Origin of the sequence: Mesorhizobium sp. PAMC28654 (genome assembly GCF_020616515.1) — a bacterium.
GTDB lineage: Bacteria > Pseudomonadota > Alphaproteobacteria > Rhizobiales > Rhizobiaceae > Mesorhizobium.
Genome location: NZ_CP085135.1, coordinates 5,900,022 through 5,924,286, shown reverse-complemented (window position 1 = coordinate 5,924,286; position 24,265 = coordinate 5,900,022). Strand labels below are relative to the sequence as shown.

Genomic DNA, 24,265 nt, shown 5'->3' with positions numbered 1-24,265 from the left:
AACCACCAAGCTACCGGGCCGACCGCGATCATAAGACGCTGAAAAATTGCGCGGCGGCGGGGGTGTAACTCCGGTCGGGCTACGCCCTCCCTTCGTCACACCCCCGCCGCCGAGTCTCATCCTGATTGACGCTGAGTCTCACCTTGTTTGTCGCCGCGCAGGTAGTATCCGGGATTTGTCGGAGCCAGCGTGATTGCCTGGTTCAAATCGGCCATGGCGCGATCATTGTCACCCTTCTCGGACCATGCCCTGCCTCGGTTGAAATAAGAAATGGTATGTTTAGGATCGAGACCGATCGCCTGGTCGTAGTCGGCGATGGCAAGATCGACATCGCCCTTGCTTCCCCAGGCCAATCCTCGATTGTTGTAAGCTTCGGCGAATTTCGGATTGAGGTGGATCGCCTTGTCATAGTCGGCGATGGCAAGGTCAATCTCGCTTCTGCTGAACCGGACCAAGCCTCGGCCGTTGTAAGCGTTGGCATGTTTCGCATCGAGGCTGATTGCCTTGTCAAAGTCAGCCAGGGCCTGGTCGAATTCACCCTTGTGCGCATGGGCCACTCCCCGGTTCACATAGGAATTGGCCCCCTGAGGATTGAGGCTGATGGCCTGATCGTAGTCGGCGATGGCGCGGTCATTGTCGCCCTTCGTCAGCCACAGCACCGCCCGGCTGACATAGGCGTAGGTGTGTTTCGGATTAAGCGTGATTGTCTCGTCGTAATCGGCGAGCTCTCCATCCTTGTCGCCGGCCTTGCCTCGCGTGAAGCCGCGCTCGTAGTAGGCCTCGGCCCGTTTTGGATCATTGGCTATCGCCATGTCGAAGTCAGCGACAGCCCTTTGATAGTCGCCTTTCTTGCCCCAGACGGAGGCGCGATTCATATAGGCATTGACGGTTTTCGGATCTTGGCTGATTGCCTTGTCGTAGTCGGCGATGGCGCGGTCGTAATCGCCCTTGCGTTCCCAGATGACACCTCGGGCATTATACGCATCGGGCCTCGTGGTGCCGAGGTCGATGGCCCGCTGGAGATCGGCCAGGGCCCTGACATCATCGCCCTGGTGAATCCAGGCCAAGCCCCGGCGGACGTAATATTCGGCGATGCCCGGGGTTAGCTCGATTGCCTGGTCATAGTCGGCAATGGCGCGTTGATAGTCCGAGCCCCAGCCATTGCCGCGCATGAAATAAGCGGTGCCGCGCATGTTGGCGCCCGCTGTCGCGTCATTGATGATTTGCGTGCAGGCGGCGATTTGCCGGGCACCGCCACCGGCCTGGCCAGCGCATTCAGCGTGGTTCTGGTCAAGCGAGCCAAAACCCGTCAGGGCCAGCAGGACGGCAACACCCGCGAGCGCCCGACACAAGAGCCTGTGCCATCCTCTTCCCGACGCCATCATCTTGCCTCCCCATCATCGATAACCTCGTCAGCGGCCCTCACTGCGTCACCCCCAACTGGCGCAGTGCGGCCTTGGCCGCATGGTATTCGTCGAAGCCTTTGGGACAGTCGCTGATGGCGACCCGGTAAAGCCGCAGCGCTTCATCGTTTTGCCCCTGCAGCCGGCTGAGTTCGGCCGTATAGAAATTGGCCTCGCACACCTGTCCGGTCTTCGTGGTCGCATCCGGATCTTCGGCTGCCTTGAGTGTATCGGCCGGTGTCTGCTCGCCAAGCAGCATCCGGATCACCGGCGCCGGCCATTTCGACATGTCGACCTTGCCGATCCAGCCTTTCAAATGGCTGCCCACGCCGCTGCGCCGCTGGGCCAGTTCCAGCCAGATCGCGGAATAGGCAAAGTCGGGCCTGAGCGTGGCCGACTGTTCGAAATCGGCCCGCGCATTGGCCAGCGCTCCGGAATAGAAATAGGCGATCCCCCGGTAGAAATAACCGGTGTTATTGTTCGGATCGACGGAAATCGAATGGCTGAAGTCATCGATGGCGCGGGGATACTCGCCCATGTCGACCCATAGCTGGCCACGGCCTTGGTAATATTCGGGATTTGTCGGAGCCAGCGTGATTGCCTGGCTCAAATCGGCCATGGCGCGATCATTGTCACCCTTCTCGGACCATGCCCTGCCTCGATTGAAATATGAAATGGTATGTTTCGCATCGAGACCGATCGCCTGGTCGTAGTCGGCGATGGCGCGGTCGTCATCGCCTTTGGCGGCCCACAGCAGGCCTCGGTTGTTGTAGGCATCGACGATCTTCGGATCGAGGCTGATTGCCTCATTGTCGTCGGCCAGCGCGCGGTCATTGTCGCCTTTGTGCGCCCATGCGATACCTCTGTTGTAGTAAGGGAGGGCATGTTTTGCATCGAGGCTGATCGCCTTGTCGTAGTCGGCGATGGCGCGGTCATAGTCGCCCTTGGCAGCCCACGGCAAACCTCGATTGTTATAGGCATTGGCTATTTTGGGATCGAGGTTGATCGCGTGGTCGTAGTCGGCCATCGCGCGGTCATTGCCGCCTTTGTTTGCCCATATGATGCCTCGGTTGAAATAGGCGAGCGGAGATTTCGGATCGAGACCGATCGCCTGGTCGAAATCCGCCATGGCGCGATCATTGTCGCCCTTGGCACCCCACAGCAGGCCTCGATTGTAATAGGCATTGGCGTTTTTGGGATCGAGGCTGATCGCCTGGTTGTAATCGGCCATCGCGCGATCACCGTTGCGCTTGTGTGCCCACACCAGCCCTCGATTGCTGTAGGCGGCGGCGTATTTCGGATCGAGGCTGATCGCCTGACCGTAATCGGCCATCGCGCGATCATTATCGCCCTTGTCAGCCCACAACAGGCCTCGATTGTTGTAGGCGGCGGCGTATTTCGGATCGAGGCCGATGGCCTGATCGTAGTCGGCGATGGCGTGGTCATAGTCGTTCTTGTTCCCCCACGCGATGCCTCGGTTGTAATAGGAAATCATGTGTTTCGGATCGAGGCCGATCGCCTGGTCATACGCGGCGATGGCCCGGCCATTGTCACCCTTGGCAGCCCACAACAGGCCTCGATTGTTGTAGGCATCGACTATTTGGGGATCGAGGCTGATCGCCTGGTCGTAATCCGCCATCGCGCGATCGGTGTCGCCCTTGTATTCCCAGGCGATGCCTCGGTCGTAGAACACCTTGCCGTCTTTCGGATCGAGTTCGATCGCCTGGTCATAGTCGGCAATGGCACGGTCATAGTCTGGCTTTGACGCAAAGCCATTGCCGCGCATGAGGTAGGCGGTCGCTCGCCTGTCCGCGCTTGCGGCCTCATCATCGATGATTTGCGTGCAGGCCTCGATTTGCCGGGCGGAACCGACGGCTTGACCGACGCAGTCGGCAAGATTCTGGTCAAACGGGTTACAGCCCGCCAGCCCCAGCGATACGACAAGGCCCGCCAGCCCTAAAAGCCAACGCCATTCGCGGACCCGCGCGATCCGATTGTCCAGCGAGAATCCCGGGCCGTGACCCTGCGCGGAAAGAATGCCCGGAGCTATCGAAGCGGCAAGTGGAGCGACAGGCGACAACCGGACCTTCCGCCCAATCTCAAGCAGAAATTCGCTCACCAGAAATACCATGCACCCCGCCCCCTCGCCGACAGCGGAATGCCAAGTATTGCAATCAGCAGCCGCCGCGATGATGTTTAGCGGCGGTCGAAAATTCTTTCCAAGCACTTCCAGGTGATCTGCGGGCGCACGGGTGAGCGCAACATCGGCCAGTTGATGCCCAGTTCGAGCCGTTTCGGCAGCGAAGGAGCGTCTCTAATCTAGCAGGGCATCGATGGCGGCGGCCTTGGTGGACGTCACAATGCGCCTGTGTTGCCGGCGGCGCTACTCGGTCGGCTCGGCCGTCATTTCCGCTTCGATCCCGGTAACCGTCGTGGTGCTGCCACCGCTATTGCCCACCACATAGATGCGGCTGGCCGGATCGTAGGTGATCGTGACACGTTCGCCCGGAGCAAGATCATGCAGCCGCGCCCCGGGAACGAACCTGAATTTCCGCCCGTCCGGCAGTGTCGCCACTCCGTCTTTCCACCGCCGGCGGCCGCGAAATCGGGCTTCGATTCGAATGCTGGTGCGCACGCCCAAGGGAAACAGATTCCTGGCCAGAACACGCTTTTTCATGAACACCCCCCGGTGCTGTTGCGCGACGGCACTTGGCCCTCGCTTGACGAACTTCAACCTAAAATGGGGGCAAAGCCGGCGGCACGCATCCCCCAGATGGGTGATTTCGGCACCATTTCTGTGTTTCCGCCACCATTTCTGGGCGGTTCTGACACAAGCCGGCGGCTCGGGCCTTGATGGCGCCCACAAACGCATCAGAGGCGGACGAACCGGCCGAGGCTCGCATAGTTCTTGCGCGGGCCCTTGACCCGCCACGCCTCGGTCCATTCGTGCGGTCCGCGAAAGAAGAAACGCCCGGCATAGAGATCGGCGCCGCAATCGTGCCGCACGCTCTGCGAAGCACGCCCGTCAAGGCTGATGAAGTCGGAACCGTCGGCGCGAAGGACTGCAAGGACATCCCCGCGCCTCTCCAGCCTGTAGCTCCGGCTCGCCGACAGCGCACGCTCACCGAGGCGGACTTCGCCGCTTTCCGCGAACCCATCCGCCGTCACGACAGCCTGCCCGGAAAACGCGCAGCTTGTGCCGGCCCGGAAGTCGATCACCGTACGGCGAACCTGCCAGGAGCCGAGGAGGACATCCGCGTGCCATGCCGGCGCGTCGCCTGTGACAGGCCCATCGTTCATGGAGACTTCCTATTGGTCAAATAGGTGTGATCAGCATTATATCCGTAATAATATAGCGCTCCGCTTCGTATCCAGCTTCAGGCACAAGGGCGACGATGGGAAGACGACATATGATCGCAAGTCGGCTGGCTTTGATGAAACGAACCGCCCGCACCGGCGCGCAACCGCTCCCGGCGCACGGCGCCTGACACTGGAAAGCTCTCAAACATGATCCTGTTCCTGCTTGCCTATCTGGGTGGCGTGCTGACCATTGTCAGCCCCTGCATACTGCCGGTGCTGCCCTTCGTCTTCGCCCGCGCCGACAAGCCGTTCGTCAAGAGCGGCCTGCCGATGCTGGTCGGGATGGCCGCCACCTTCGCCGTCGTCGCCACGCTTGCCGCCGTCGGCGGCGGCTGCGGCGGCGCCATCACCTACCGCTTCCACGCCCGCGACCTGCATCTGGTGCTGGGCCCATCAGCAGACGGCAAGCCGGTGCGCTTCAAGGTCACCGTCGACGGTCACACGCCGGGTGGCGACCACGGCACGGATATCGACGCGGACGGTAATGGCACGGTCACCGGCCAGCGGCTGTATCAGCTGGTGCGGCAGAGCGGGGCTGTGAGCGACCGGCTGTTCGAGATCAAGTTCCTGGATTCCGGCGCGCAGGCGTTTGCGTTTACGTTTGGGTGAGGTGGGCGGCCCTCTGCGGGGGTTAGCGCCCTACGGCGCCCCCCTCCGCCCCGCCGGACATCTCCCCCTAAGAGTCTGACTCATAATATTTCTGATGGATATCATGGATTTGCGATGCGCCGTGTCATGAGTTGAACGGATGCGAGGAGCAGCCAAGCCGTGGAGCTTTCGATGGTCTGCTCGAAGTCCTTGGACAGGCGTCGGTTGCGGCCGAACCAGGCGAAGGTTCGTTCCACCACCCACCGGCGCGGGAGCAGGACGAAGCCTTTTGCGGCGTCGGATCGCTTGATGATTTCGAGGGTCCAGCCACCTTTTCCCCTGAGCGCGGTCTGGAGTTTTTCACCGGCGTAGCCGCCATCGGCGAAGACGTGGCGCAGCCAGGGAAAGCTTTCCCGAATAGAAGCCAGAACCTCGGGGGCGCCGTCTCGGTCCTGGATGTCAGCGGTATGGACGATCGCGCCGACCAGCAGGCCCAAGGTGTCGGTCAGGATATGGCGCTTTCGGCCTTTGATCTTCTTGCCCGCATCGTAGCCACAAAGCCCGCCGCTTTCAGTGGTTTTCACGCTTTGGCTGTCGATTACGCCGGCGCTGGGCGACGCCTCCCGACCTGCGGCGACACGCACGGCCATCAGCAGCAGGTGGTTGATCGTGTTCCAAAGGCCGCTGTCGCGCCAAGCGTAGAAATAGCGCTGCACCGTCGATACCGGCGGCAAGTCCCTGGGCAGCATTCGCCAAGGCAGACCGCTACGCAGCACATAAAACACGCCCTCCATGATAGACCGCTGCGACCATTTCGGCGGGCGGCCAAGCGCCGAGCGAGGCGGAAGCAGCGGTTCCAGAACCATCCATTCCGCGTCCGTCAAATCGCTTGAATAACGTAGTCCCTTTCGAGCATGCTTGGCGCGGGTGATATCAGTCCACATGTGATGCTCCGTCGAGGCTTCGCAACTCCGATTGAATCACAAGTCATTGATATCACCCAACTTCTTTTTGGGTCAGACACTAAGGGGGAGATTGGCAGTTGTGGTGCCGAGCCTCGTCCTGCAACGTTTGAAAATTGGCGAAAACCAAAGTGACAGCCAATCTCCCCACTGGAGGGGGAGATGTCCGGCAGGACAGAGGGGGGCGCCGTAGAGCGCTGCCTTGCCGACGACGCTCCCCCTCACCCCACCTTCGGCATCGTCGCCATATCGATCACGAACCGATACCGCACGTCGCTCTTCAGCATCCGCTCATAGGCCTCGTTGATCTCGTCCATGTCGATCATCTCGATGTCGGAGGCGATGCCGTGCTCGGCGCAGAAATCCAGCATCTCCTGCGTTTCGGCGATACCGCCGATCATCGAGCCGGCGAATGTCCGCCGCCCCGGGATCAGGCTGAAGGCGCTGACCGAGAGCGGCTTTTCCGGCGCGCCGACCTGGACCAGCGCGCCATCGCGCTTCAAAAGGTTGAGATAGGCGTTGATGTCGTGGTCGGCGGCGACGCAATCGATGATCAGGTCCAGCGACCGGCTTGCAGCCGCCATCTGCGCCGCGTCCTTCGAGATGATGACGGCATCGGCGCCGAGCTTGCGCGCATCTTCCGCCTTGTCGGGCGAGGTGGTGATCATGGTGACATGCGCGCCCATGGCATGCGCGATCTTGACGCCCATATGGCCGAGCCCGCCCAGGCCGACGATACCGACCGATTTGCCGGGACCCGCCTTCCAGTGGCGCAGCGGCGAATAGGTGGTGATGCCCGCGCACAGGAGCGGAGCCGCCGCCGCCAGATCGAGCGAGGCGGGAATGCGCAGCACGTAGCGGTCGTCGACGACGACATGGCTGGAATAGCCGCCAAACGTATGCGCGCCCTCGCCCATCTTGGTGTCCGGCGCATTGTAGGTGCCGGTCATGCCGTTTTCGCAGAACTGCTCGAGCCCTTCGGCGCAGCTGGCGCAAGCGCGGCAGCTGTCGACGATGCAGCCAACGCCGACCGTGTCGCCAGTCTTGAAGGCGCTGACTTCGGAACCGACGCGGTTCACGCGCCCGACGATCTCGTGACCGGGAACGGCCGGATACATGGTGTTGCCCCACTCGCCGCGCGCCGTGTGCAGGTCGGAATGGCAGACCCCGCAGAACAGGATTTCGATCTCGACATCACGCGGTCCGGGATCACGGCGGTTGATGGTGAAGGCATGCAGCGGCGTGGTGGCGTCTTCGCATGCAAAGGCGGCGGCTTTGAACATGGTGGTCTCCAGATGGGAGGAATTGGCAGGAATGACAGGGGGTGTCATGAGGCGATCGTTGGCGATCAAAGCAGATATATGTGACAAACCGCGCATCAACAGTGCCGCGGCGCAAAAGGCCCAAAGTGCCGCAGCGCTGTGGGCCATTGAGACGATAGCCTCATCGCTGTATCTGCTTGAATACATCGCGAGGGAGACGAGGACAACATGGAACAACCGACCAGTGACGACCATGAAGCAGCGCGCACGCAAGCGCTGCGGGGCGCGGAGCGCATGGCGTTGAACCTGCTTGATGCGATCGAGGAGGCGCAGTTCATCAAGGCCGGTCGCACCGAGCGCGAGATCGAACTGGATATCCGGGCGCTCGCCAGGGAAAAGTTCGGCATCGAGCGCGACTGGCACAAGCGCATCGTGCGCGCCGGCATCAACACGCTGTCCACCGCCGCCGACAATCCGCCCATCCGCATGGTGGAAGACGACGACATCGTCTTCCTCGATCTGGGTCCGGTGCTGGAAGAGTGGGAAGCCGATGTCGGCCGCAGCTACGCGGTGGGCGAGGATCCCCGCAAGCACGCGCTCTGCCAGGACCTGCCGCGCCAGTTCGAGATCGTGAAGCGCCACTTCGAGGAAAGCCCGGGCATCACCGGCGCCGAACTCTACGATTTCGCCTGCGCCTCGGCGGAAGCAGCCGGCTGGACATTCGGCGGCAAGATCGCCGGCCACATCGTCGCCGAGTTCCCGCACGCCCGCATTCCCGGCGTCAAGCAACTCCACCACGTCAGCCCCGAAAACCCCGAGCCGATGCGCAACCCCGACGCCAATGGCCGTGTGCGGCACTGGATCCTGGAAATCCACCTCGTTTCGCCCGACGGCGCCTTTGGCGGTTTCTACGAGAGGCTGCTGGAGGGCTAAGGCGCGACGCAACTGCCGCGCGGCTGCGGAATGCCGCGAAGCGCCGGCCGGATATTCCAACCCCTAGGCAACAGCCACGATCACATGTGCCTGGATTTTGGCGGCAACCTCGCCGCTGCCGTGCCTGCGTGCGATCGCGGACGCGGCGTGGTCGGTCGCGGCTTCCAATTTTCCCGCGTCCCTGGCCTCGATTTCGCTGCGCAGGACCGTTCCCTGGCAATAGGCGACGGCGGGAAGGCGCGGCGAGGATGCGCGGCTTTGTTCGGCTCTCGTCTCGATCGCCACGCGGGAGAAACCCGCGTCCTCCAGATCGCTACGGATCAGTGCGGTATCGTGGTAGCCGTGCGGCGTGCGTGCCAGAAAGCGCGGCGGATCGTTCGGAAAAATCTCCGCCAGCGCATTCGTCACATCATCGGCGAACACATTCTCCTCGATGCGGTCCCATACGTTGAACAGGAAATGTCCCCCGGGCTTCAAGACTCGCCTTGCTTCGCGGTAGCCGGATGGGCGGTCGGGAAAGAACATCGCGCCGAACTGACAACAAACGAGGTCGAAGGCCGCATTTTCAAATGGCAGCGCCAGGGCATCCGCCTGTCGCCACGTGATGCGACTGTCTGGAGCCTGTCGCGAAGCGGCATGGTCGAGCATCGGCTGGTTGAGGTCGGTTACCGTATAGCTGGCGCCGGGAGACAGTCTTGGCGCCAATGCGCGTGTGACAACCCCGGTTCCCGCGGCGATTTCCAGAACGGCACTTGGCGAGAAGGACGCTGCCCGTTGTGCAAGATCGGCGGCGAACGGCTCGAAAATCAACGGCACCATATAGCGGTCGTAGTTTTCCGGAATCGAGCCGGCGAACACCTTGTCCGTTTCCAACATCGCTATCACCCGCCGTCCGTTTGATGGCCCGCGAGACTAGCACATAATTGTGCGCTCTGGTCGTTTTCGACCGAAAGGCGTCCAGCAGATCGCCTGGATGGTGCCGGCTTCGCCGCAATCGCCACAGGCCAGATCCTCCATCGCCCAGATCGTCCATCGTCATGAGAGGTGGAACCTTGCGCGGCAACTCAAGGCTCGGTCATGGAAATTCTCGTATGGAACAACTGGATCGGCTACATCTTTAGCCGGCTATCCGTTGTCACTATCACCAGCGTCGTATCCATCATGACGTCGAGAAAACATCGATTACTGTTGCGCTTCTGGTTTTCGATTTTGAATACTGATGCAAGATGATCGGCGACGGATCGGACCACAGGTCCTCGAACGACCGATAGCGCGTGAGGGTCAGCCATATTGGCTCTCCCGCGAAAACGGGCCATTTGCCCGGCGTGGACGGGGCGTCTTCATCTGCCGAGGCAGGCAGGTTGCCACCGCACCCGATCAGGGCGCAGGTGACCAGGCCCATGAGCCGCTGAAACCTCATCCGCTTTCCAATTCGCCATCGATGTTTGCAATATCCATCCCGCATTTTCCGAAAATACGCCCTCACCGCCTGCATCTGCATTTTAACTTTATTTCAGCAACCGTGCCGCCTGGCAGCAGGAGGCGGCTAAAATATCTGGTTGTGTCTGGAGAAGCGGCCCGGCGAATGCGCTCAGCGGCGGCGGTGCTTGCCGTGGCGCGGGACTTCTTCCGCCGCATGATGGACGTACTCGAACAGCTCGCGCTTACCATGGTCGCGGCGACCCGCGCCAACAAATCCGTCGCTTTCGACCGGGCACGCGGCCATGGCGGCGACAGGGGTTGCCGGTGCCGCCGCCCAGCGTGGGCGCAAGGCTGCGCCCACTCGCAATGACGACCCGCGCTGAAATCGCCGATCTTCCCGGCCCGCGTGACCGAGGTCAGGCCTGAAAGCCCAGACAGATGGCGCCGGCGGCAACCACGGCGCAGGCGGCGATGCGCCGCGCTGTCAGTTGTTCGGCCAGGAACAGCCAGCCGATCAGCGCCGCGAACACCACGCTGGTTTCGCGTAGCGCGGTGATTGGCCCGGCCGGGCCAAGCGCGAACGCCGCCACCACCACGCCATAGGCGATGAGTGCGACGATGCCGCCGCCGAGCGCTTTCCAGGTCTCGGGCGAGCCGATGTCCACGCGCAGCCGCCCGCGAAACAGCACGAAGGCCGCCGGCAGGAGAGCACCGTAGAACACCAGCACCCAGGCGGTGTAGGCTCCGGCATGGCCGGCCTGCCGGACCCCGATCGCGTCGACGGTGGCATAGCCGGCGATGATCGTGCCTGTCGCCAGCGCGAACAGCATGGACGAGGTCGCCGCCCTGCCCTTGCCCAGCGACAGGCTCATCATGCCGAGGGCGACGAGGCCGACGCCGACGGTTTGCGGGGAACTCAGACGCTCGCCGGCGAACAGGAACCCGCCAAGCGCCACCAGCAGCGGCACCGTTCCGCGCACGATGGGATAGACCTGCCCCAGTTCGCCATGGCGATAGGCGGCGACCAGGAAGAAGCTGTAGCCGACCTGCAGCCCGGCCGAGAGGATGATGTAAGGCCATGCCGAGGGCGCTGGCAGCGGCAGCAAAAGGGCAAAGGGGATGGCGATGATAGTGCTGGAAAAACTCATAACGGTGACCGTCCACAACCTGTCGGCGCCGGTGCGCAGGAAGGCGTTCCATGTCGCGTGCAGGACCGCAGCCGACAGCGCCAGGCCGATGACGACAGCGCTCATGACGACGCGGCCGCTTCAGCGAGCAGGCTGAGGGCTGCTTTGCGGGCATCCCCGATGGCCGAGGCCTGCCCCATCCGTGCCAGCAGCGTCGCACCCTCGATCAGCATCAGCAGCGCCGACGCCAGGCTTTCGGCCTGTTCGGTCGGCATGACCTCCTGAAGTAGCTGTCTCATGCGCAGCCGCAACCCGTTCTTCTGAGCCGCGACCGCCTGGAAGATCGGATGGCGGGGATCGCCGAATTCGGCGAGCGCATGGGCAAACAGGCAGCCATGGAAATCCGGGCGTCGCACCCAGCGCCCATACCAGTCGAAGATAGTGATGATCTTGTCGCCGGGCGTCGCATCCTGCCCGGCCAGTTCGTCGAGCTGGCGGTCGAAACGCCGCGCGCGCCAGTCCAGCACCTCGACAATCAACCCGTCCTTGCTGGGGAAATGCCGGTACATGGTCATCTTGGCCACCTCGGCCTCGGCGATGATCCGGTCGATGCCGGTGGCGTGAAAGCCGTCGCGCTTGAACAGCCGGTAGGCCGTGTCGACGATATGCTGGCGCTTTTCAGGATTGCCGTAGGTCATGTTCATGATGCAAGCCGTAAGTGGTGAGACAGGTCTGTATCAATAGCGATTGAAGCATCGTGCGTCAACCGCACCACGCGGCGACGGAAGGAAGCGCGGCCTGGCCTTGATCCACATCAAGGTGGCCCTGTGACGGAGCGGATAGCGAAACTATATCAAGCTCAGCCCCACAAGGCTCCCGCCACCCCAAGGGCGCGCATCGGCACTTGAATGCCCCCTTGCACAACAGGTCGCATCATCATGTACAAGCATCTGCTTATCGCCACCGACGGATCGGAACTGGCCGAGAAGGGCGTCGCCCACGGCCTGACGCTGGCCAGCGGCCTCGGCGCCGCCGTTACCTTCGTCAACGTCACCGAGCCGTTCCCGATCTTCGCCTGGGGCGGCGCCATGGTCGGCTATGCCGCCGGCGACGAGCTCGCCGCCTACGAGGAAGGCGCGCGGCAGTACGCCAAGGAGATGCTCGGCAAATGCAAGGCATCTGCCGAAGCGCTGGGCGTGTCCGCCAAGGTCCTGCATGTCGAAAACGGGAAGCCCGCCGAGGCGATCCTGGAACTGTCGCAGAATCTGGGCTGCGACCTCATTGTCATGGCCTCGCATGGCCGCCGCGGACTGGGAAGGCTGCTGCTGGGAAGCCAGACGGCGGAAGTGCTGTCCTATACCGAGATTCCGGTCCTGGTGGTTCGCTAGGGGCAGGACCAGTCACCCAACCGAAGCGAAAGGTGGCGGCTCCGCTCCTCGCGGAGCCGAGTGCGTCACAGCCAAGCGACTTCGGCTTGCAAAATAGGCAGAGGCTGTTCTGAAACCCAGTCAGCGCATCAATTTCCCGCAATTGTTGTTGTCGTTCTTCACCCATTCAGGTGTCAGCTTGGCAAACAGCGGGTCCGGGATATTCACGGATAGGGAGGCCGACCTACGGCCTGTCCGACTGGCAAACGCGCATACGAATCCTAGCTGCAGTATCATTTCAAGGGTTGCATGTACGCATCTAGCAGGCTGTGGAAAAAGGATCGGAGATACCCGTTTTGAATCTGATTTATGCTCGATCCGATTCTGATACGTTCCGTGAACAAAACAGTTTTCAACAGCCTGCCAGACGAGCAATCAAGCACAGGGCCTGCCAACCATGACGGATAGAGCCACGGTATCTGCAACGCCGGAGCCCCCAATTTCCGACCCTGTCGCTCGTGCTACCTCCCCAGGCTCCGGTACCTTGCCGAACGGCGGCTTCGCCACCCTCGTACCCGAACTCCGCGTTTCTGATGTGCGGGAAAGCCTAATGTTCTGGTGCGGCTTGTTGGGCTTCGAGGTTGCCTATGATCGCCCCGCCGCCCGGTTCGCCTACCTTAACCGGAACCTCTTGCAGGTAATGCTATGCGAACGGAACGGATATTGGGAACCGGACAAGATGCAACGTCCCTTCGGTCGGGGGATCAATCTCCAGATGACTGTTGAACGACATGCACCGATACTGTCAGCGCTTGCGGCAGCGAATTGGCCGCTTTATGAGCAGCCAACCGAGGCTTGGTATAGGGTTGGGGACTGTGAGCGCGGACAGCGGGAGTTCCTCGTGCAGGACCCAGACGGCTATTTATTGCGATTCATCGAGGATCTGGGACTACGTTCGCCAATCATCCAATCGTCGCGAAACGCTTGAGCATGACCGCAATCGGCCGACCCGACCTCAGCGATATCCACGCCGGCGACTGGGTCGATCGCCGGTTGCCTTCGGCGTGGCGGCCCTACACGAGGCTGGCACGGCTGGACCGGCCTGTCGGCGTGTGGCTGACGCTCTTTCCCTGCCTGGCCGCACTCATCCAGGCCTCGCATGGATTTCCCGCGCTCTGGCAGTTGATCGTCTTCTGCCTCGGCGCCCTGCTGATGCGAAGCGCCGGCTCCACCGTCAACGACATCGCGGATCGCAACTTCGACGCGCATGTCGAACGCACGCGCTTCCGCCCCCTGGCCAGCGGCCAGCTCCGCACCCGTCAGGCCATTGTCTTTCTGGTTGTCGAGCTTGCACTCGCCGCGTCGCTGCTGTTTTTCCTGAGCCCCTATACGCGCCTGATCGCATTCTGCGTGCTGCCGCTCGTCTTCATCTATCCGCTCTGCAAGCGCTTCACCCACTGGCCCCAGGCGGTGCTGGGCGCTGCGTTCAATTGGGGAATGCTGATGGCATGGGCTGAGGTGACCGGCCATGTGCCTGCCGGAGCGGTCATCATGTGGATCGGCGCCATCGCATGGCAGATCGGCTATGACACCGTCTACGCCTATGTCGACGTGAAGGACGACACCCGCCTCGGCCTGAAATCGACGGCGATCCTGTTCGGTCGCAGAGGCAAGAGCTGGGTCGGCCTGTTCTACGCCTTCACCGTCGCATCATGGTCGCTGGGCGGCTGGCTGTCGGGCATGTCGCTGCCCTACGCCGCCGGAATGGTCGTGATCGCCGCCCATCTCGCCTGGCAAACCCAGCGTATCGACCTGCAGCGCCCGGAACTGAATTTCAGGCTTTTCCTGTCGAACATCCTGACCGGCATGCTCCTGGCATGCGCGGCGCTGGCAGGCACATGGTAGGCCGGCACCGCGGCAGGGCGACCGCTCAGGTTTCGTAGAGTCCGCAAGGAAGCGCTGTTGTCGTCACTCGACCACTTCATCGTGATCCTCAGCACGGCGTAGAGCCCACTCCTCGGCGCTGCGCGTTCCCGACCCTTCCCAGACGAAGATGCCAACACCGTTGACGCAACGGCTTCGCTCCACTATAGAACCAATTAGTTCCAGAACTAATTGGTTCCGCAATGGCCGTTGAATTCTCCCTTGACCATACATTCGCGGCACTCGCCGACCCCACGCGCCGGGCCATTCTTGCCCGGCTGCTCGACGGCGAGGCATCGGTCGCCGAACTGGACTTGCTTCGGTAAAGTGGAGAGCGGGTTGCTCATTCGGCGGCGTTTCGCTCGAACTGCATCGGGCTGATGTAGTCGAGCGCGGAATGCCGCCGGATGGGATTGTAGAAGCCGTCGATATATCGGGCAATGGCGGCTTGGGCATCGGCGCGGGTAAGGAAAGAGGTGCGCCAGATCAGTTCAGTTTTCAGCGTCTTGAAGAATGTTTCGACCATGGCGTTATCAAAGCAATTGCCCTTGCCTGACATTGAGATGATGACGCCGGCGGCACGCAATTCGGCTTGGTAGTCGATAGAACAATATTGGCTGCCGCGGTCGGAGTGGTGAATGAGGCCGGGTTCCGGCTGCCGCATGACGAACGCCTTGTTGAGCGCTGCCAGAGCCAGGCTGCGGTGTAGCCGGTTGCCAGCAGCCCAGCCAACGACCTTGCGGGCAAACAGATCGATGACGACAGCAAGGTACAACCAGCCCTCCCGCGTCCAGATGTAGGAGATGTCGGCACCCCATTTCTGGTTGGGACCAGTGGCGGCAAAATCCTGGTCGATGACATTGGGGGCAACCGGAAAGGCGTGTTCGCTGTCCGTCGTGCGCTTGAACCGCCGCTTCTGTCTTGCCTGGAGGCCATTCTCCCGCATCAGACGCGCCGTTCGTCGCCGGCCAATGGCAAAGCCATTGTCTTGCAGTTCCCGCGTCATGCGCGGGCTACCATAGGTTCCGTTCGACAGCGCGAACGACGATCGCACATGCGCCAGCATTATCATGTCGTCGCGCTGCCGGCGGCACGCCGGCCGGCGCCCCCAGGCAAAGTAGCCGCTCGGGCTGACACCCAGCGTCGCGCACAAACGGTCCACAGGGAAATCCTTCTTCGCCTGGTCGATGAGCGCGAACCTCACCGACTTCCCTCCTTGACGAAAAAAGCCGTCGCCCGTTTCAAGATATCCCGCTCCTGCCGAAGGATTTCATTCTCCCGCCGCAGCCGTTTCAATTCAGCGGCGACATCAGCATCAGGCGGACGCCCAGGATCGCCCATCTCACGATCCAGCTGCCGACCCATCCATCGCGTCAGCGTCGAGAAACCAACACCAAGATCCTCCGCGATCTGCCGCTTCGTCCGACCGCTCGTTCGCACAAGGCCAACCGCCTCCGCCTTGAACGCATCCGTAAACTGTCTCTGTTTCGTCATCGAGGTCGCCTTTCATCAGAAGGAAACTCTCCACTTTTTCGGGGCAAGTCCATGGTGGGGCATCAAGGACTGCACCATTCCGTATTGCGTGCTTGATGTCAGCGTCGGCGGCCGCTGGCGCATCGACATGCGCACGCTGAGCGGCGCGCTCTATCGCAACCAGGGCAGCTATCTCGAAATCGTCGAAAACCAGCGGCTGAGCTATAGCGACGAGCCGGATCCTGAAATCCGCGAATGGGCCGGCAAGCCGCCGGGACAAAGCCGCCATGCCGTCACCTTCAAGCCCGACGGCAAGCGAACCCACGTCCATTTCGAGGTGACGCTGGCCAGCCCCGCCGACCGCGAGCGCCTGCTGGCGCTGGGCATGCGCGACGGCTGGACGCAGAGCTTCGACAGGCTGGAAGAGCTGATAGATCAGGGAGGCGATCATGCTGGCTGAAAACGCCCGAACCCCGACGACCCAAGCCGTCCTGTCGAGGGATGGAACGCCGATCGCCTGCGAACGCCGGGGCCAGGGCCATCCGCTGATCCTCATCGATGGCGCGCTCTGCTCGCGCACCATGGGCCCGAGCGGCCCGCTGGCCAAGGCGCTCGAAAACAGCTTCACCGTGTTCCGCTACGACCGGCGTGGCCGTGGCGACAGCGGCGACACCGCGCCCTACGCGGTCGAGCGCGAGGTCGACGATATCGAGGCGGTGCTGCGGGCGGCCGGCGGCAAAGCCTATGTCTGGGGCATGTCGTCGGGCGCCATGCTGGCGCTGATGGCGGCAACCCGCCTGCCCGGCATCAGCAAGCTCGCGCTCTACGAAGCGCCGCTGATCGTCGATGACAGCCACGAGACCACGCAGGCCGACTGGGCAACGATCAATCATGCCATAGCCGAAGGCCAGCGCGGCGATGCCGTGACCGCCTTCCTCAAATCGGTGGGCATGCCCAGTCTACTCATCTTCTTCATGAAGCTGACGCCTATATGGCCGAAGCTGAAGGCGGTGGCTGATACCCTGCCCCATGACGGCGCCATCGTCGCCGGCGATCAACTCGGCAAACCGCTGGACCCGGCACGCTGGGCCTCGGTGAACGTGCCGATATTGGTGACCGACGGCGGCAAGAGCCCGGCATGGATGCGGCATGGCAACAAGGCGCTGGCCGACGCTCTACCCAAGGCTAGCTACCGAACGCTGCCCGGCCAGAATCATATGCTGAAGGCCGCCGCGCATGTGCCTGTACTGACAGCGTTTTTCAACGGGCGGGATTAATCCTCGCCGCATCCGGCTTGCGAAGCCGCCACCGCCCATGGCATCTGTCCGACACAAAGGACCGATCCCGCACGACATGGCCCCACGACCACCACCTGCCGGCAGGCCGCCCACCAGCAAGCCCCCCATGGGCAAGCCGGCCGGCGTCAGCCTCAACCGCGCCTTGTCGAAGCTTGGCCTGTGCTCGCGCACCCAGGCCGAGGTGCTGATCGCCGAGGGGCGTGTGCGCGTCAACGGCAAGGTCATCAGCAACGCCTCCGTGCGGGTCGACCTCAACCGCGACCGCATCGTCGTCGACGACACGCCGGTGGTTGCCGAGCGCAAGGTCTATCTTATGCTCAACAAGCCGCGCGGGCTGGTCACCACGCGCGACGACCCGCAGCAGCGCGACACCATCTATGCCTGCCTCGAAGGGCTCGACCTGCCCTTCGTCTCGCCGGTCGGCCGGCTCGACAAGGCGAGCGAAGGCCTGCTGTTGATGACCAACGACACCCGTTTCGCCAACCGGCTGATGGACCCGGCCTCGCATTTGCCCAAGACCTATCACGTGCAGGTCGGCCCGGTGCCGGATGAGACGATGTTGGACAAGTTGCGCGCCGGCGTGACAGTCGACGGCGAGACCCTGACCGCCAACTCGATCGAGCTTTTGCGCAGCGGCGGCCGCACCGCCTGGCTGGAGATCGTGCTCGACGAAGGCCGCAACCGGCACATCCGTCGCCTGCTCGCCGCCCACGACATCGAGGTCAAGCGCCTCATCCGCATCGCCATCGGCCGCCTGCGGCTGGGCGAATTGGCCAAGGGCACGGCGCGGCACCTGACGGCGGAGGAGCTGGTGCTGCTGGGTGACTGAGCGGCCAGCTCAAGGATAGCGCTCTGTGGCCCCCCTCTGTCCTGCCGGACATCTCCCCCTCGAGGGGGGAGATTAGATGTCACCTCGACTTTCGCCAATCTCCAGCGTTGCAAGACATCTCCAGCGTTGCAGGACAAGGGTAGGCGCCGCAACTGCCAATCTCCCTCCTTGTGGGGAGATGTCCGGCAGGACATAGGGGGCGCCACAGAACTCGGCGGCCGGTACTGTGGGGTCTTCAATATAACGGTCTGCGCTCCGTCACTTCCCCGAAGGAATGAGCGCTTCAGAAAAATTCTCGCCCCTCACCGATGATTTCCGTCCACCTCCGCTGTCCTGATCATCAGGCGCCGGAATCCTCCGGGCCGGAACAGCGAGGTGATCCATGGGATCGTTGCAAGGTCAAAATGTCGTCGTGGTCGGAGGCAGCCGGGGCGTCGGCCGCGCGATCGTCGAAACCGCGTTGAGCGAGGGCGCGACGGTGCTTGCCGTTGCCCGGGGCGCGGCCGATTTGAAACAGCTCTCACGGGAGAAACCCAGGGTGAAGACGCTTGCCGCCGATGCCACGCGGGAGGCCGCTCCCGATCCGGTCTTCGCCGCGCTGCTCCCGGACGTGCTGGTGATCTCAGCCGGCGCGCTGGCTCCATCAGCACCCGTGCAGGACCAGAGCTGGGAGGATTTCTCCGCGAACTGGGAGATGGACGTCAAGGCGTCGTTCCTGTTCTGCAAGGCGGCACTGCAAGGCCGGCTGAAGCCGGGCAGCCGGGTGGTGCTAATCTCCAGCGGCGCCGCGCTCAGCGGCGGGCCACCGAATTCCGGCGGCTATGCCGGCGCAAAGCGCATGCAGATGTTCCTCGCCGCCCACAGCCAGAAGGAGTCCGACCGGCTCGGCCTCGGCCTGCGCTTCATGGCGTTGGCGCCGATGCGCATCATGGCGGGCACCGGCGTCGGCCAGGGCGGCATTACTGGCGTTTCGGCCTATCTCGGCATCAGTCCCGCGGATTTCCTCGCCAGCATGACCGATGTCCAGACACCCGCCGATGTCGGACGCGCCGTGGTCACGCTCGCCACCGGCCAAGCGCAAGGCATCTCCTTCACGGTCAGCGGCAGCGGCCTTGCGGCAGCGGCATGAGGCGCGCAGGATGCCCGGCGAATTCACCACGGCAGGCTTCGCCATGACGGACGCTCCCGGCGCTTGCGAGCCCCAGGGCCTGATGGGCCAGCCGATCCTCGATCGGCCGGCCTTCGAGCACTTGACGATGGCCCACCGCCGGGAGATCAAGCTGCATTGCTACCGGATGATGGGTTCGCTGCACGAGGCCGACGATCTCGTCCAGGACACGTTCCTCAGGGCATGGCGCGCAAGATCGCAATTCGACAGACGCGGCTCGCCGCGCGGCTGGCTTTATAGAATCGCCACCAACAGCTGCCTCAACGCCATCAAGGCAAGATCATCGGCGCATCGCATCCTCGAGCAGCCCGGACGGCCGCCCACCGAGGGGCGCGCCGCTGGCGGCCCTGCCGCCGAGCTTGCCTGGCTGGAGCCCTACCCCGACGCCGAATTGCCGGATATCGTCGATGGCGAGCCCGGCCCGGAAGCGCGCTACGAAACAGGCGAAGCCGTTCGCCTTGCCTTCGTCGCCGCGATCCAGTTGCTGCCGCCCCGGCAGCGCGCGGCCCTTCTGCTGTGCGACGTGCTGGGCTGGTCGGCCGTCGAGACCGCGCAATTGCTGGGCGGCACGACCGCCTCGATCAACAGCGCCCTGCAGCGAGCCCGCGCGACGCTGGCCATGCGCTATCCCACGGGACGTCCGCTGCAGCGATCGCAACCCAACAGCGAGGAAAGGCTGCTTCTGGAACGCTACATGCAGGCCTGGCAGGCCGCCAATCTCCAGGGCCTCGTCGAATTGCTGCGCGAGGATGCCACCTACCACATGCCGCCATGGCGGGACTGGTACCGGGGACGCCAGGCCATCCACGATTTCTTCAGAACCGTCTGGGCCAATTTCGCCGGCTACCATCCGGTTGCCACCCGCGCCAATGGCCTGCCGGCGGTCGCGGTCTACGCGCGCCGTCACCAGGAGCCCGAATGGCGAGCTCACTCGCTGCATGTCATCGAACCAGCCGAAGGCGCGATCGCCTCACTGACAATCTATGTCGGTCCGCTCGGCCCCGAACTGTTTCCGGCCTTCGGCCTGCCGCCTGTCTTGGTGTGACGGACGAACGGCCGCTCAGGCCTTGTTGGTGATCCAGATGGTTGGCGCGCCGACAACGCCGGCGCCCTCCATCGCCTTTTTCAGGTCCGGGCTTTTGATGAAGGCCTGCGCATCCGCGACGCTGGCGAAATCATGGGTCACGGTGATGTCGTTGGGATTGTCAGCCGCCTGATAAACGCTCTCCGCCTTCACGCCCTTGGCTTTTTGTGTCGGAGCAAAAGCATCGTAGCCTTTGCGCCAGGCCTTGTAGTCGGACACGGTATGCCGCACGAACAACGTGGTCATCTTCCATTCCTCCCAGGCTTGTTTTCCGTTTGTGCCCAAGAACGCATGTGATGGGCGATTCAGCCTATGCCTCGCCGGTGTGCTTGGCAAACAAGGGTGCTTTCGGGAGTGGGTCAGTTTGGAACTCAACACACCCTATCATGCGCATGACGCGTAAGGCATTGCGCGGCGGGGCGTTTTGGCCCTTGGGTCCGATTTGCTGTTATCCGTCAGCCAGCCTTGCTGAAAACGACCGAGCCGTCGTCCTTGCGAACTTCCACCGCGACAACACCGTCCTCAGCCTTTCGAGCGGCAAAGGTCGTCATGGCGTGGTCCCTCGCGGCCTTCTCGGCATCGAATGGCGTTTTCGCCACGATGCCTGTTTTCCCATACCAGATGACAGTGAAGGCCATGGTTGATCTTATGCTTTGTACCAAGCAGGTCAAAGTTCAAAACGCGACACCTCGCACTTTTCTACTTCGAGCCACTTGCTCTGGGGAAAGCCCTTCCAGAGCCGGCTGCCTACCTCTGGTTCCACTTGCGGATGACCGGTTCACCCAGGTCGTGCTCGTAGCCGAGCACGCTGATGCTGGTCGTGTCGAGCACCAGCAGCGCGCCGCCTTCCGGCGGCAGGCCGACCCAGCGCGCGCCGAGCACGCGCAGGAAATGCGCGCTGGAGAAGATCAGGATGTTGCCGCCGGCTTCGCGCAGCTGCCGGATAATCCTGTCCGCCCGCGCGCCGACGTCGGCGGCGCTCTCGCCCTTGGGGCAGCCGTCGCGGAACACGTTCCAGCCGGGACGCTCGGCCAGGATCTGCTTCGTCGTCAGCCCCTCATAGGCGCCGTAATCCCACTCCTGCAGGTCGTCGTTCTTGACGCTCCGCGCGCCAAAACCGGCGAGCACGCTGGTGTTGTAGGCGCGCTGCGAAGGGCTCGACCACACCGCCGAGAACGTCAGGCCCTTGAGCCGATCCGCCACGCCGCGCGCGGCCGCCTCGCCGGCTTCCGTCAGCGGCATGTCGGTGCGGCCGGTGTGCTGGCCAGACAGGCTCCACGCCGTCTCGCCATGTCGAACCAGATGGATTTGTGGAAGCACGCTGCTCATCGCTCGCCTTTCGCTGGCATTGTCCGGCCAAGCTGTAGCGGTCCGCGCCGCGCCGCGAAAGGCCCGGCGCGCGGCACAGTCCGTCAGGCCGTGAGGTGTTCGTAGAGGATGGAGCCACCAAGCCCGATCAGCGCGAGGCCGCCAAGGATTTCCGCGTAACGCCCGAAACGGGCGCCCAGAAAGCGCCCGGCAAGCACGCCGCCGGTCGACATCAGCGTGGTCGCGGCGCCTATGGCAAGCGCGATCACGACGATGTTGACGTCGAGGAACGCCAGCGACACGCCGACCGCCATCGCGTCGATGCTGGTGCCGACCGCGGTCGCCACCAGCATTGTCAGCGAGCGGTTATTCCCGGCGACCGGCGCTTGGGCATCGCGCTGAAACGCATGAAGGGCCATGCGACCGCCAACGCCGCCCAGGAGCACGAAGGCAATCCAGTGGTCGATCGTCTGCACATACTGGCTTGCGACAACGCCCATCAGCCAGCCGAGCAGCGGCGTCAGCGTCTCGACGAAGCCGAACACCGCGCCGGTCTTCAGGGCCTCGGCCCAGGACGGACGAACCGCCCCGGCACCCCGGCCAATGGAGGCTATCAGCGCATCGACGGACATGCCGATGGCAAGGATGCCAATCGCGAATGGTGACATGGTTCTGCTCTCAAGGGGACGTGATCCGGGCGGGCATGACCAGCCTGTCCAACGGCCGATCCCCACCACGGTCTTGCCGAGCCGGAATATTTCCAGCTGAACGCACCACGCGATATCCGCGAGCATGTTGATGCGGCCCCGTTCCCCGAACGGTGGCTACTCCCCGATGGCCGTTACCTAAGTGCAGCTTAAACCGGAGTCAACAGAGCATGATAAAAAAGATCATTTAATTCAATGGCATAGCCAAAGCTATACTTTCCAGACAGCACTGTGAAGCCAAGCCGGAACTTGAACGAGACGGCCCGCGATCGCTCCAGGCGCGCCGCGATAGTTACTCGGCGTTTTCATCCTGCCGGAGCCGCTTCGGAGAATGCCCAAACACACGTTTGAACGCATTGCCGAAAGCGCTTTCGGACGCGTAGCCAAGTGATTGTGCCAGACCACCAACCGATGTCCCGGCTCGACGCATGGCTTCCCGGGCGCGGTGCATCCGCCAGCGCGTCAGGTAATCGAGCGGTGCCTGGTCGACCAGTTCCTTGAAGCGGCGCGCAAAGCCTGAACGCGACATGCCGACAGCGGTGGCAAGCTCGTTTACCGTCCAGCCGTGGCCGGGATCATTGTGGATCAGGCTGAGGGCAGCGCCGATGCGTCGGTCGGTCAACGCGCCGACCCAGCCTGTGCTGCTGATGCCTTCCTTGGCGACGTAGGCCCGCAACGCCTGCACGAGCAGGATGTCCCCCATGCGACGTGTCATCAGTGTCGAGCCCATCAACCCCGCATCGAGTTCTTCGTCGAGCACCGCCAGCGAGCCGCGCAGGATCGTCGCTGCCCGGTCGCCTCCCGGGATGTGCATGAACCTGGGAAGGGCATCGAGCAGGAGCTGCGCATTGCCGCCCACGAAGACGAAGCTTCCCCCGACCAAAGCCGTCTCATCGCCCTCGTGCCGGGCGACATTCGAATGCTCCCAGTCGAAGGACGAGATCCCGTCTTCGGGCTTCAGGGAAAGATCATTGGCGATCACATAGGCGGGGGCGTTGGCCAGCAGAAAGGTATCGCCGGGGCCGAGTGCAAAGGGCCGTTCGTCCGGCAAGGTGATCCAGCATTGACCACGAAGAACGGCCGCGAACTTCAACGCGGGCTTTGCGGGAAAACGGAACGACCATCGCCCGCCCGCTTCGAGGCGCGTGCAACGCGCGCTCCGGATATCGAGAAGCGAAAGCACATCGGATAAGGGATCAATCATGGCAAGATTGGACGATCACGACGAAATTATGGAGCTTTTAGCATAGATAATCCACACGTCCTTCACAACATTAGATCGTGAAAGGAGACAATCATGTCTGGAATAAAGGGAAAAGTCATCGCGATCACGGGTGCCAGCAGCGGCATCGGGGAGGCAACGGCGCTCTTGCTGGCCAAACGAGGAGCCAGGGTTGTGCTCGGGGCTCGGCGCGCCGAGCGTCTTGACGCGCTCGTCAGCACCATCGTGAGCGCGGGCGGCGAGGCAGCCTGTCTCGCCATGGACGTGAAGAAGCGTGAGGACCTTGCAAAGCTCGTTGCTCTTGCCTGCGACAGGTTCGGCACGATCGATGTGCTGATCAACAATGCCGGTATCGGCCCGAACTCCCTGCTCGATGACCTGCGCGTCGAAGATTGGGAAGAAATGATCGACATCAACATAAAGGGACCGCTCTACGGCATCGCAGCGGCTTTGCCGGTGTTTCGCCGCCAGGGCTTTGGCCACTTCGTCAACATCCTCTCGACGGCGGGGCCGATCATCAAGCCGACAATGGCTGTTTATGCTGGAACAAAGAACGCGGTTCGGGCGATCGCCGAAGGTTTGCGACTTGAAGCCGGCCCCACGGTGCGCGTGACAAACATCTCGCCGGGCTTCGTCCAGACGAACTTCGCGGACTCGATGACCAATCCGGGGATCAAGGCGGAGATCGAAAAACGCATGGGCGAAATCGCGATCTCCCCCAATGCTATCGGCCGCGCCATCGCCTTCGCGATCGAGCAACCGGCCGAGGTCGATGTGAGCGAGATCGTCATTCGACCCACCGCACAGGCTTGATTGTTCCTCGCAACGC

General features: G+C 62.8%; 26 protein-coding genes and 2 pseudogenes. 13 read left to right on the top strand and 15 right to left on the bottom strand.

The window, feature by feature from the left end:
- Nucleotides 1–116: 116 nt before the first annotated feature.
- The 4 genes from LGH82_RS29215 to LGH82_RS29200 form a co-directional block, all read right to left on the bottom strand.
- Nucleotides 117–1,352 (bottom strand): tetratricopeptide repeat protein, encoded by a 1,236-nt coding sequence (locus LGH82_RS29215; RefSeq protein WP_227346002.1) that lies wholly within the window; start codon nucleotides 1,350–1,352, stop codon nucleotides 117–119.
- 70 nt (nucleotides 1,353–1,422) lie between these two features.
- Nucleotides 1,423–3,483: a tetratricopeptide repeat protein gene (locus LGH82_RS29210; protein ID WP_227346001.1), complete on the bottom strand. Its 2,061-nt coding sequence runs from the start codon at nucleotides 3,481–3,483 to the stop codon at nucleotides 1,423–1,425.
- A gap of 303 nt (nucleotides 3,484–3,786) precedes the next feature.
- On the bottom strand, nucleotides 3,787–4,080 hold the full coding sequence (locus LGH82_RS29205) for a hypothetical protein (RefSeq protein ID WP_227346000.1): 294 nt from the start codon (nucleotides 4,078–4,080) through the stop codon (nucleotides 3,787–3,789).
- 194 nt (nucleotides 4,081–4,274) lie between these two features.
- The gene (locus LGH82_RS29200; protein WP_227345999.1) at nucleotides 4,275–4,703 is read right to left on the bottom strand and encodes a DUF6314 family protein; all 429 of its coding nucleotides are present in this window, start codon (nucleotides 4,701–4,703) and stop codon (nucleotides 4,275–4,277) included.
- 396 nt (nucleotides 4,704–5,099) lie between these two features.
- Here LGH82_RS29200 and LGH82_RS29195 point away from each other — a divergent pair.
- Nucleotides 5,100–5,372: pseudogene (locus tag LGH82_RS29195) on the top strand (cytochrome c biogenesis protein DipZ); the annotation flags it as partial.
- A gap of 101 nt (nucleotides 5,373–5,473) precedes the next feature.
- Here the strand turns inward: LGH82_RS29195 and LGH82_RS29190 are convergent.
- A complete protein-coding gene (locus LGH82_RS29190; protein WP_227343936.1) occupies nucleotides 5,474–6,295 on the bottom strand; it encodes an IS5 family transposase in 822 nt (273 codons plus the stop codon).
- Nucleotides 6,296–6,534: 239 nt separating this feature from the next.
- The gene (locus LGH82_RS29185) at nucleotides 6,535–7,596 is read right to left on the bottom strand and encodes an NAD(P)-dependent alcohol dehydrogenase (protein ID WP_227345998.1); all 1,062 of its coding nucleotides are present in this window, start codon (nucleotides 7,594–7,596) and stop codon (nucleotides 6,535–6,537) included.
- Between the two features lie 207 nt (nucleotides 7,597–7,803).
- On the opposite strand from LGH82_RS29185, the gene LGH82_RS29180 reads away from it, so the two are divergent.
- Nucleotides 7,804–8,508 carry a M24 family metallopeptidase gene (locus LGH82_RS29180; protein WP_227345997.1) on the top strand — a complete coding sequence of 235 codons (705 nt, stop codon included), beginning with the start codon at nucleotides 7,804–7,806 and terminating at the stop codon, nucleotides 8,506–8,508.
- A gap of 63 nt (nucleotides 8,509–8,571) precedes the next feature.
- On the opposite strand, the gene LGH82_RS29175 is transcribed toward LGH82_RS29180, so the two are convergent.
- Nucleotides 8,572–9,384 carry a class I SAM-dependent methyltransferase gene (locus LGH82_RS29175; protein WP_227345996.1) on the bottom strand — a complete coding sequence of 271 codons (813 nt, stop codon included), beginning with the start codon at nucleotides 9,382–9,384 and terminating at the stop codon, nucleotides 8,572–8,574.
- A gap of 709 nt (nucleotides 9,385–10,093) precedes the next feature.
- Between LGH82_RS29175 and LGH82_RS29170 the strand changes: the two genes are divergently transcribed.
- Nucleotides 10,094–10,300 (top strand): hypothetical protein, encoded by a 207-nt coding sequence (locus tag LGH82_RS29170; protein ID WP_227345995.1) that lies wholly within the window; start codon nucleotides 10,094–10,096, stop codon nucleotides 10,298–10,300.
- A 46-nt stretch (nucleotides 10,301–10,346) separates the two neighbouring features.
- On the opposite strand, the gene LGH82_RS29165 is transcribed toward LGH82_RS29170, so the two are convergent.
- Nucleotides 10,347–11,183, bottom strand: a complete 837-nt coding sequence (locus tag LGH82_RS29165; RefSeq protein ID WP_227345994.1) for a DMT family transporter — start codon at nucleotides 11,181–11,183, stop codon at nucleotides 10,347–10,349.
- Nucleotides 11,180–11,761 carry a TetR/AcrR family transcriptional regulator gene (locus LGH82_RS29160; RefSeq protein WP_413771402.1) on the bottom strand — a complete coding sequence of 194 codons (582 nt, stop codon included), beginning with the start codon at nucleotides 11,759–11,761 and terminating at the stop codon, nucleotides 11,180–11,182. Before LGH82_RS29160 ends, LGH82_RS29165 begins: the two co-directional genes overlap by 4 nt.
- Nucleotides 11,762–11,995: 234 nt before the next feature.
- On the opposite strand from LGH82_RS29160, the gene LGH82_RS29155 reads away from it, so the two are divergent.
- The 4 genes and pseudogenes from LGH82_RS29155 to LGH82_RS29140 all read left to right on the top strand — a co-directional run.
- Nucleotides 11,996–12,445 carry a universal stress protein gene (locus LGH82_RS29155; RefSeq protein WP_227345993.1) on the top strand — a complete coding sequence of 150 codons (450 nt, stop codon included), beginning with the start codon at nucleotides 11,996–11,998 and terminating at the stop codon, nucleotides 12,443–12,445.
- Nucleotides 12,446–12,881: 436 nt separating this feature from the next.
- Nucleotides 12,882–13,412 (top strand): bleomycin resistance protein, encoded by a 531-nt coding sequence (locus LGH82_RS33750; RefSeq protein ID WP_227345992.1) that lies wholly within the window; start codon nucleotides 12,882–12,884, stop codon nucleotides 13,410–13,412.
- 2 nt (nucleotides 13,413–13,414) lie between these two features.
- Nucleotides 13,415–14,329, top strand: a complete 915-nt coding sequence (gene ubiA, locus LGH82_RS29145) for a 4-hydroxybenzoate octaprenyltransferase (protein ID WP_227345991.1) — start codon at nucleotides 13,415–13,417, stop codon at nucleotides 14,327–14,329.
- Between the two features lie 221 nt (nucleotides 14,330–14,550).
- Nucleotides 14,551–14,658, top strand: a pseudogene (locus tag LGH82_RS29140) (transcriptional regulator); the annotation flags it as partial.
- Between the two features lie 32 nt (nucleotides 14,659–14,690).
- Here the strand turns inward: LGH82_RS29140 and LGH82_RS29135 are convergent.
- Nucleotides 14,691–15,841, bottom strand: a protein-coding gene (locus LGH82_RS29135; RefSeq protein WP_413771365.1) for an IS3 family transposase whose coding sequence is annotated in 2 segments (ribosomal slippage) — nucleotides 14,691–15,577 and nucleotides 15,577–15,841 — 1,152 coding nt in all. Because the reading frame shifts where the segments join, the coding sequence is not laid out codon by codon here.
- Between LGH82_RS29135 and LGH82_RS29130 the strand changes: the two genes are divergently transcribed.
- The 5 genes from LGH82_RS29130 (at nucleotide 15,807) to LGH82_RS29110 (ending at nucleotide 20,160) form a co-directional block, all read left to right on the top strand.
- On the top strand, nucleotides 15,807–16,280 hold the full coding sequence (locus LGH82_RS29130) for an SRPBCC family protein (RefSeq protein WP_227345990.1): 474 nt from the start codon (nucleotides 15,807–15,809) through the stop codon (nucleotides 16,278–16,280). The genes LGH82_RS29135 and LGH82_RS29130 overlap by 35 nt on opposite strands.
- Nucleotides 16,270–17,097 (top strand): alpha/beta fold hydrolase, encoded by an 828-nt coding sequence (locus LGH82_RS29125; protein WP_227345989.1) that lies wholly within the window; start codon nucleotides 16,270–16,272, stop codon nucleotides 17,095–17,097. The genes LGH82_RS29130 and LGH82_RS29125 overlap by 11 nt, the downstream gene beginning before the upstream one ends.
- Before the next feature lie 127 nt (nucleotides 17,098–17,224).
- The gene (locus LGH82_RS29120) at nucleotides 17,225–17,947 is read left to right on the top strand and encodes a pseudouridine synthase (RefSeq protein ID WP_227345988.1); all 723 of its coding nucleotides are present in this window, start codon (nucleotides 17,225–17,227) and stop codon (nucleotides 17,945–17,947) included.
- A gap of 382 nt (nucleotides 17,948–18,329) precedes the next feature.
- A complete protein-coding gene (locus LGH82_RS29115; protein ID WP_227345987.1) occupies nucleotides 18,330–19,076 on the top strand; it encodes an SDR family oxidoreductase in 747 nt (248 codons plus the stop codon).
- 10 nt (nucleotides 19,077–19,086) lie between these two features.
- Entirely contained in the window at nucleotides 19,087–20,160 is a 1,074-nt protein-coding gene (locus LGH82_RS29110; protein WP_227345986.1) for an RNA polymerase subunit sigma-70, read from the top strand.
- Nucleotides 20,161–20,175: 15 nt separating this feature from the next.
- On the opposite strand, the gene LGH82_RS29105 is transcribed toward LGH82_RS29110, so the two are convergent.
- From LGH82_RS29105 to LGH82_RS29085, 5 genes are all read right to left on the bottom strand, one after another.
- Nucleotides 20,176–20,445 (bottom strand): cyclase, encoded by a 270-nt coding sequence (locus LGH82_RS29105; protein WP_227345985.1) that lies wholly within the window; start codon nucleotides 20,443–20,445, stop codon nucleotides 20,176–20,178.
- 209 nt (nucleotides 20,446–20,654) lie between these two features.
- Nucleotides 20,655–20,837, bottom strand: a complete 183-nt coding sequence (locus tag LGH82_RS29100; RefSeq protein WP_227345984.1) for a hypothetical protein — start codon at nucleotides 20,835–20,837, stop codon at nucleotides 20,655–20,657.
- Between the two features lie 109 nt (nucleotides 20,838–20,946).
- Complete coding sequence (locus LGH82_RS29095) at nucleotides 20,947–21,528, bottom strand: histidine phosphatase family protein (RefSeq protein ID WP_227345983.1); 582 nt, start codon at nucleotides 21,526–21,528, stop codon at nucleotides 20,947–20,949.
- 83 nt (nucleotides 21,529–21,611) lie between these two features.
- Nucleotides 21,612–22,175 carry a manganese efflux pump MntP family protein gene (locus LGH82_RS29090; protein WP_227345982.1) on the bottom strand — a complete coding sequence of 188 codons (564 nt, stop codon included), beginning with the start codon at nucleotides 22,173–22,175 and terminating at the stop codon, nucleotides 21,612–21,614.
- Between the two features lie 331 nt (nucleotides 22,176–22,506).
- The gene (locus LGH82_RS29085) at nucleotides 22,507–23,418 is read right to left on the bottom strand and encodes an AraC family transcriptional regulator (protein WP_227345981.1); all 912 of its coding nucleotides are present in this window, start codon (nucleotides 23,416–23,418) and stop codon (nucleotides 22,507–22,509) included.
- A gap of 93 nt (nucleotides 23,419–23,511) precedes the next feature.
- On the opposite strand from LGH82_RS29085, the gene LGH82_RS29080 reads away from it, so the two are divergent.
- A complete protein-coding gene (locus LGH82_RS29080) occupies nucleotides 23,512–24,249 on the top strand; it encodes an SDR family oxidoreductase (RefSeq protein ID WP_227345980.1) in 738 nt (245 codons plus the stop codon).
- Nucleotides 24,250–24,265: the final 16 nt, after the last annotated feature.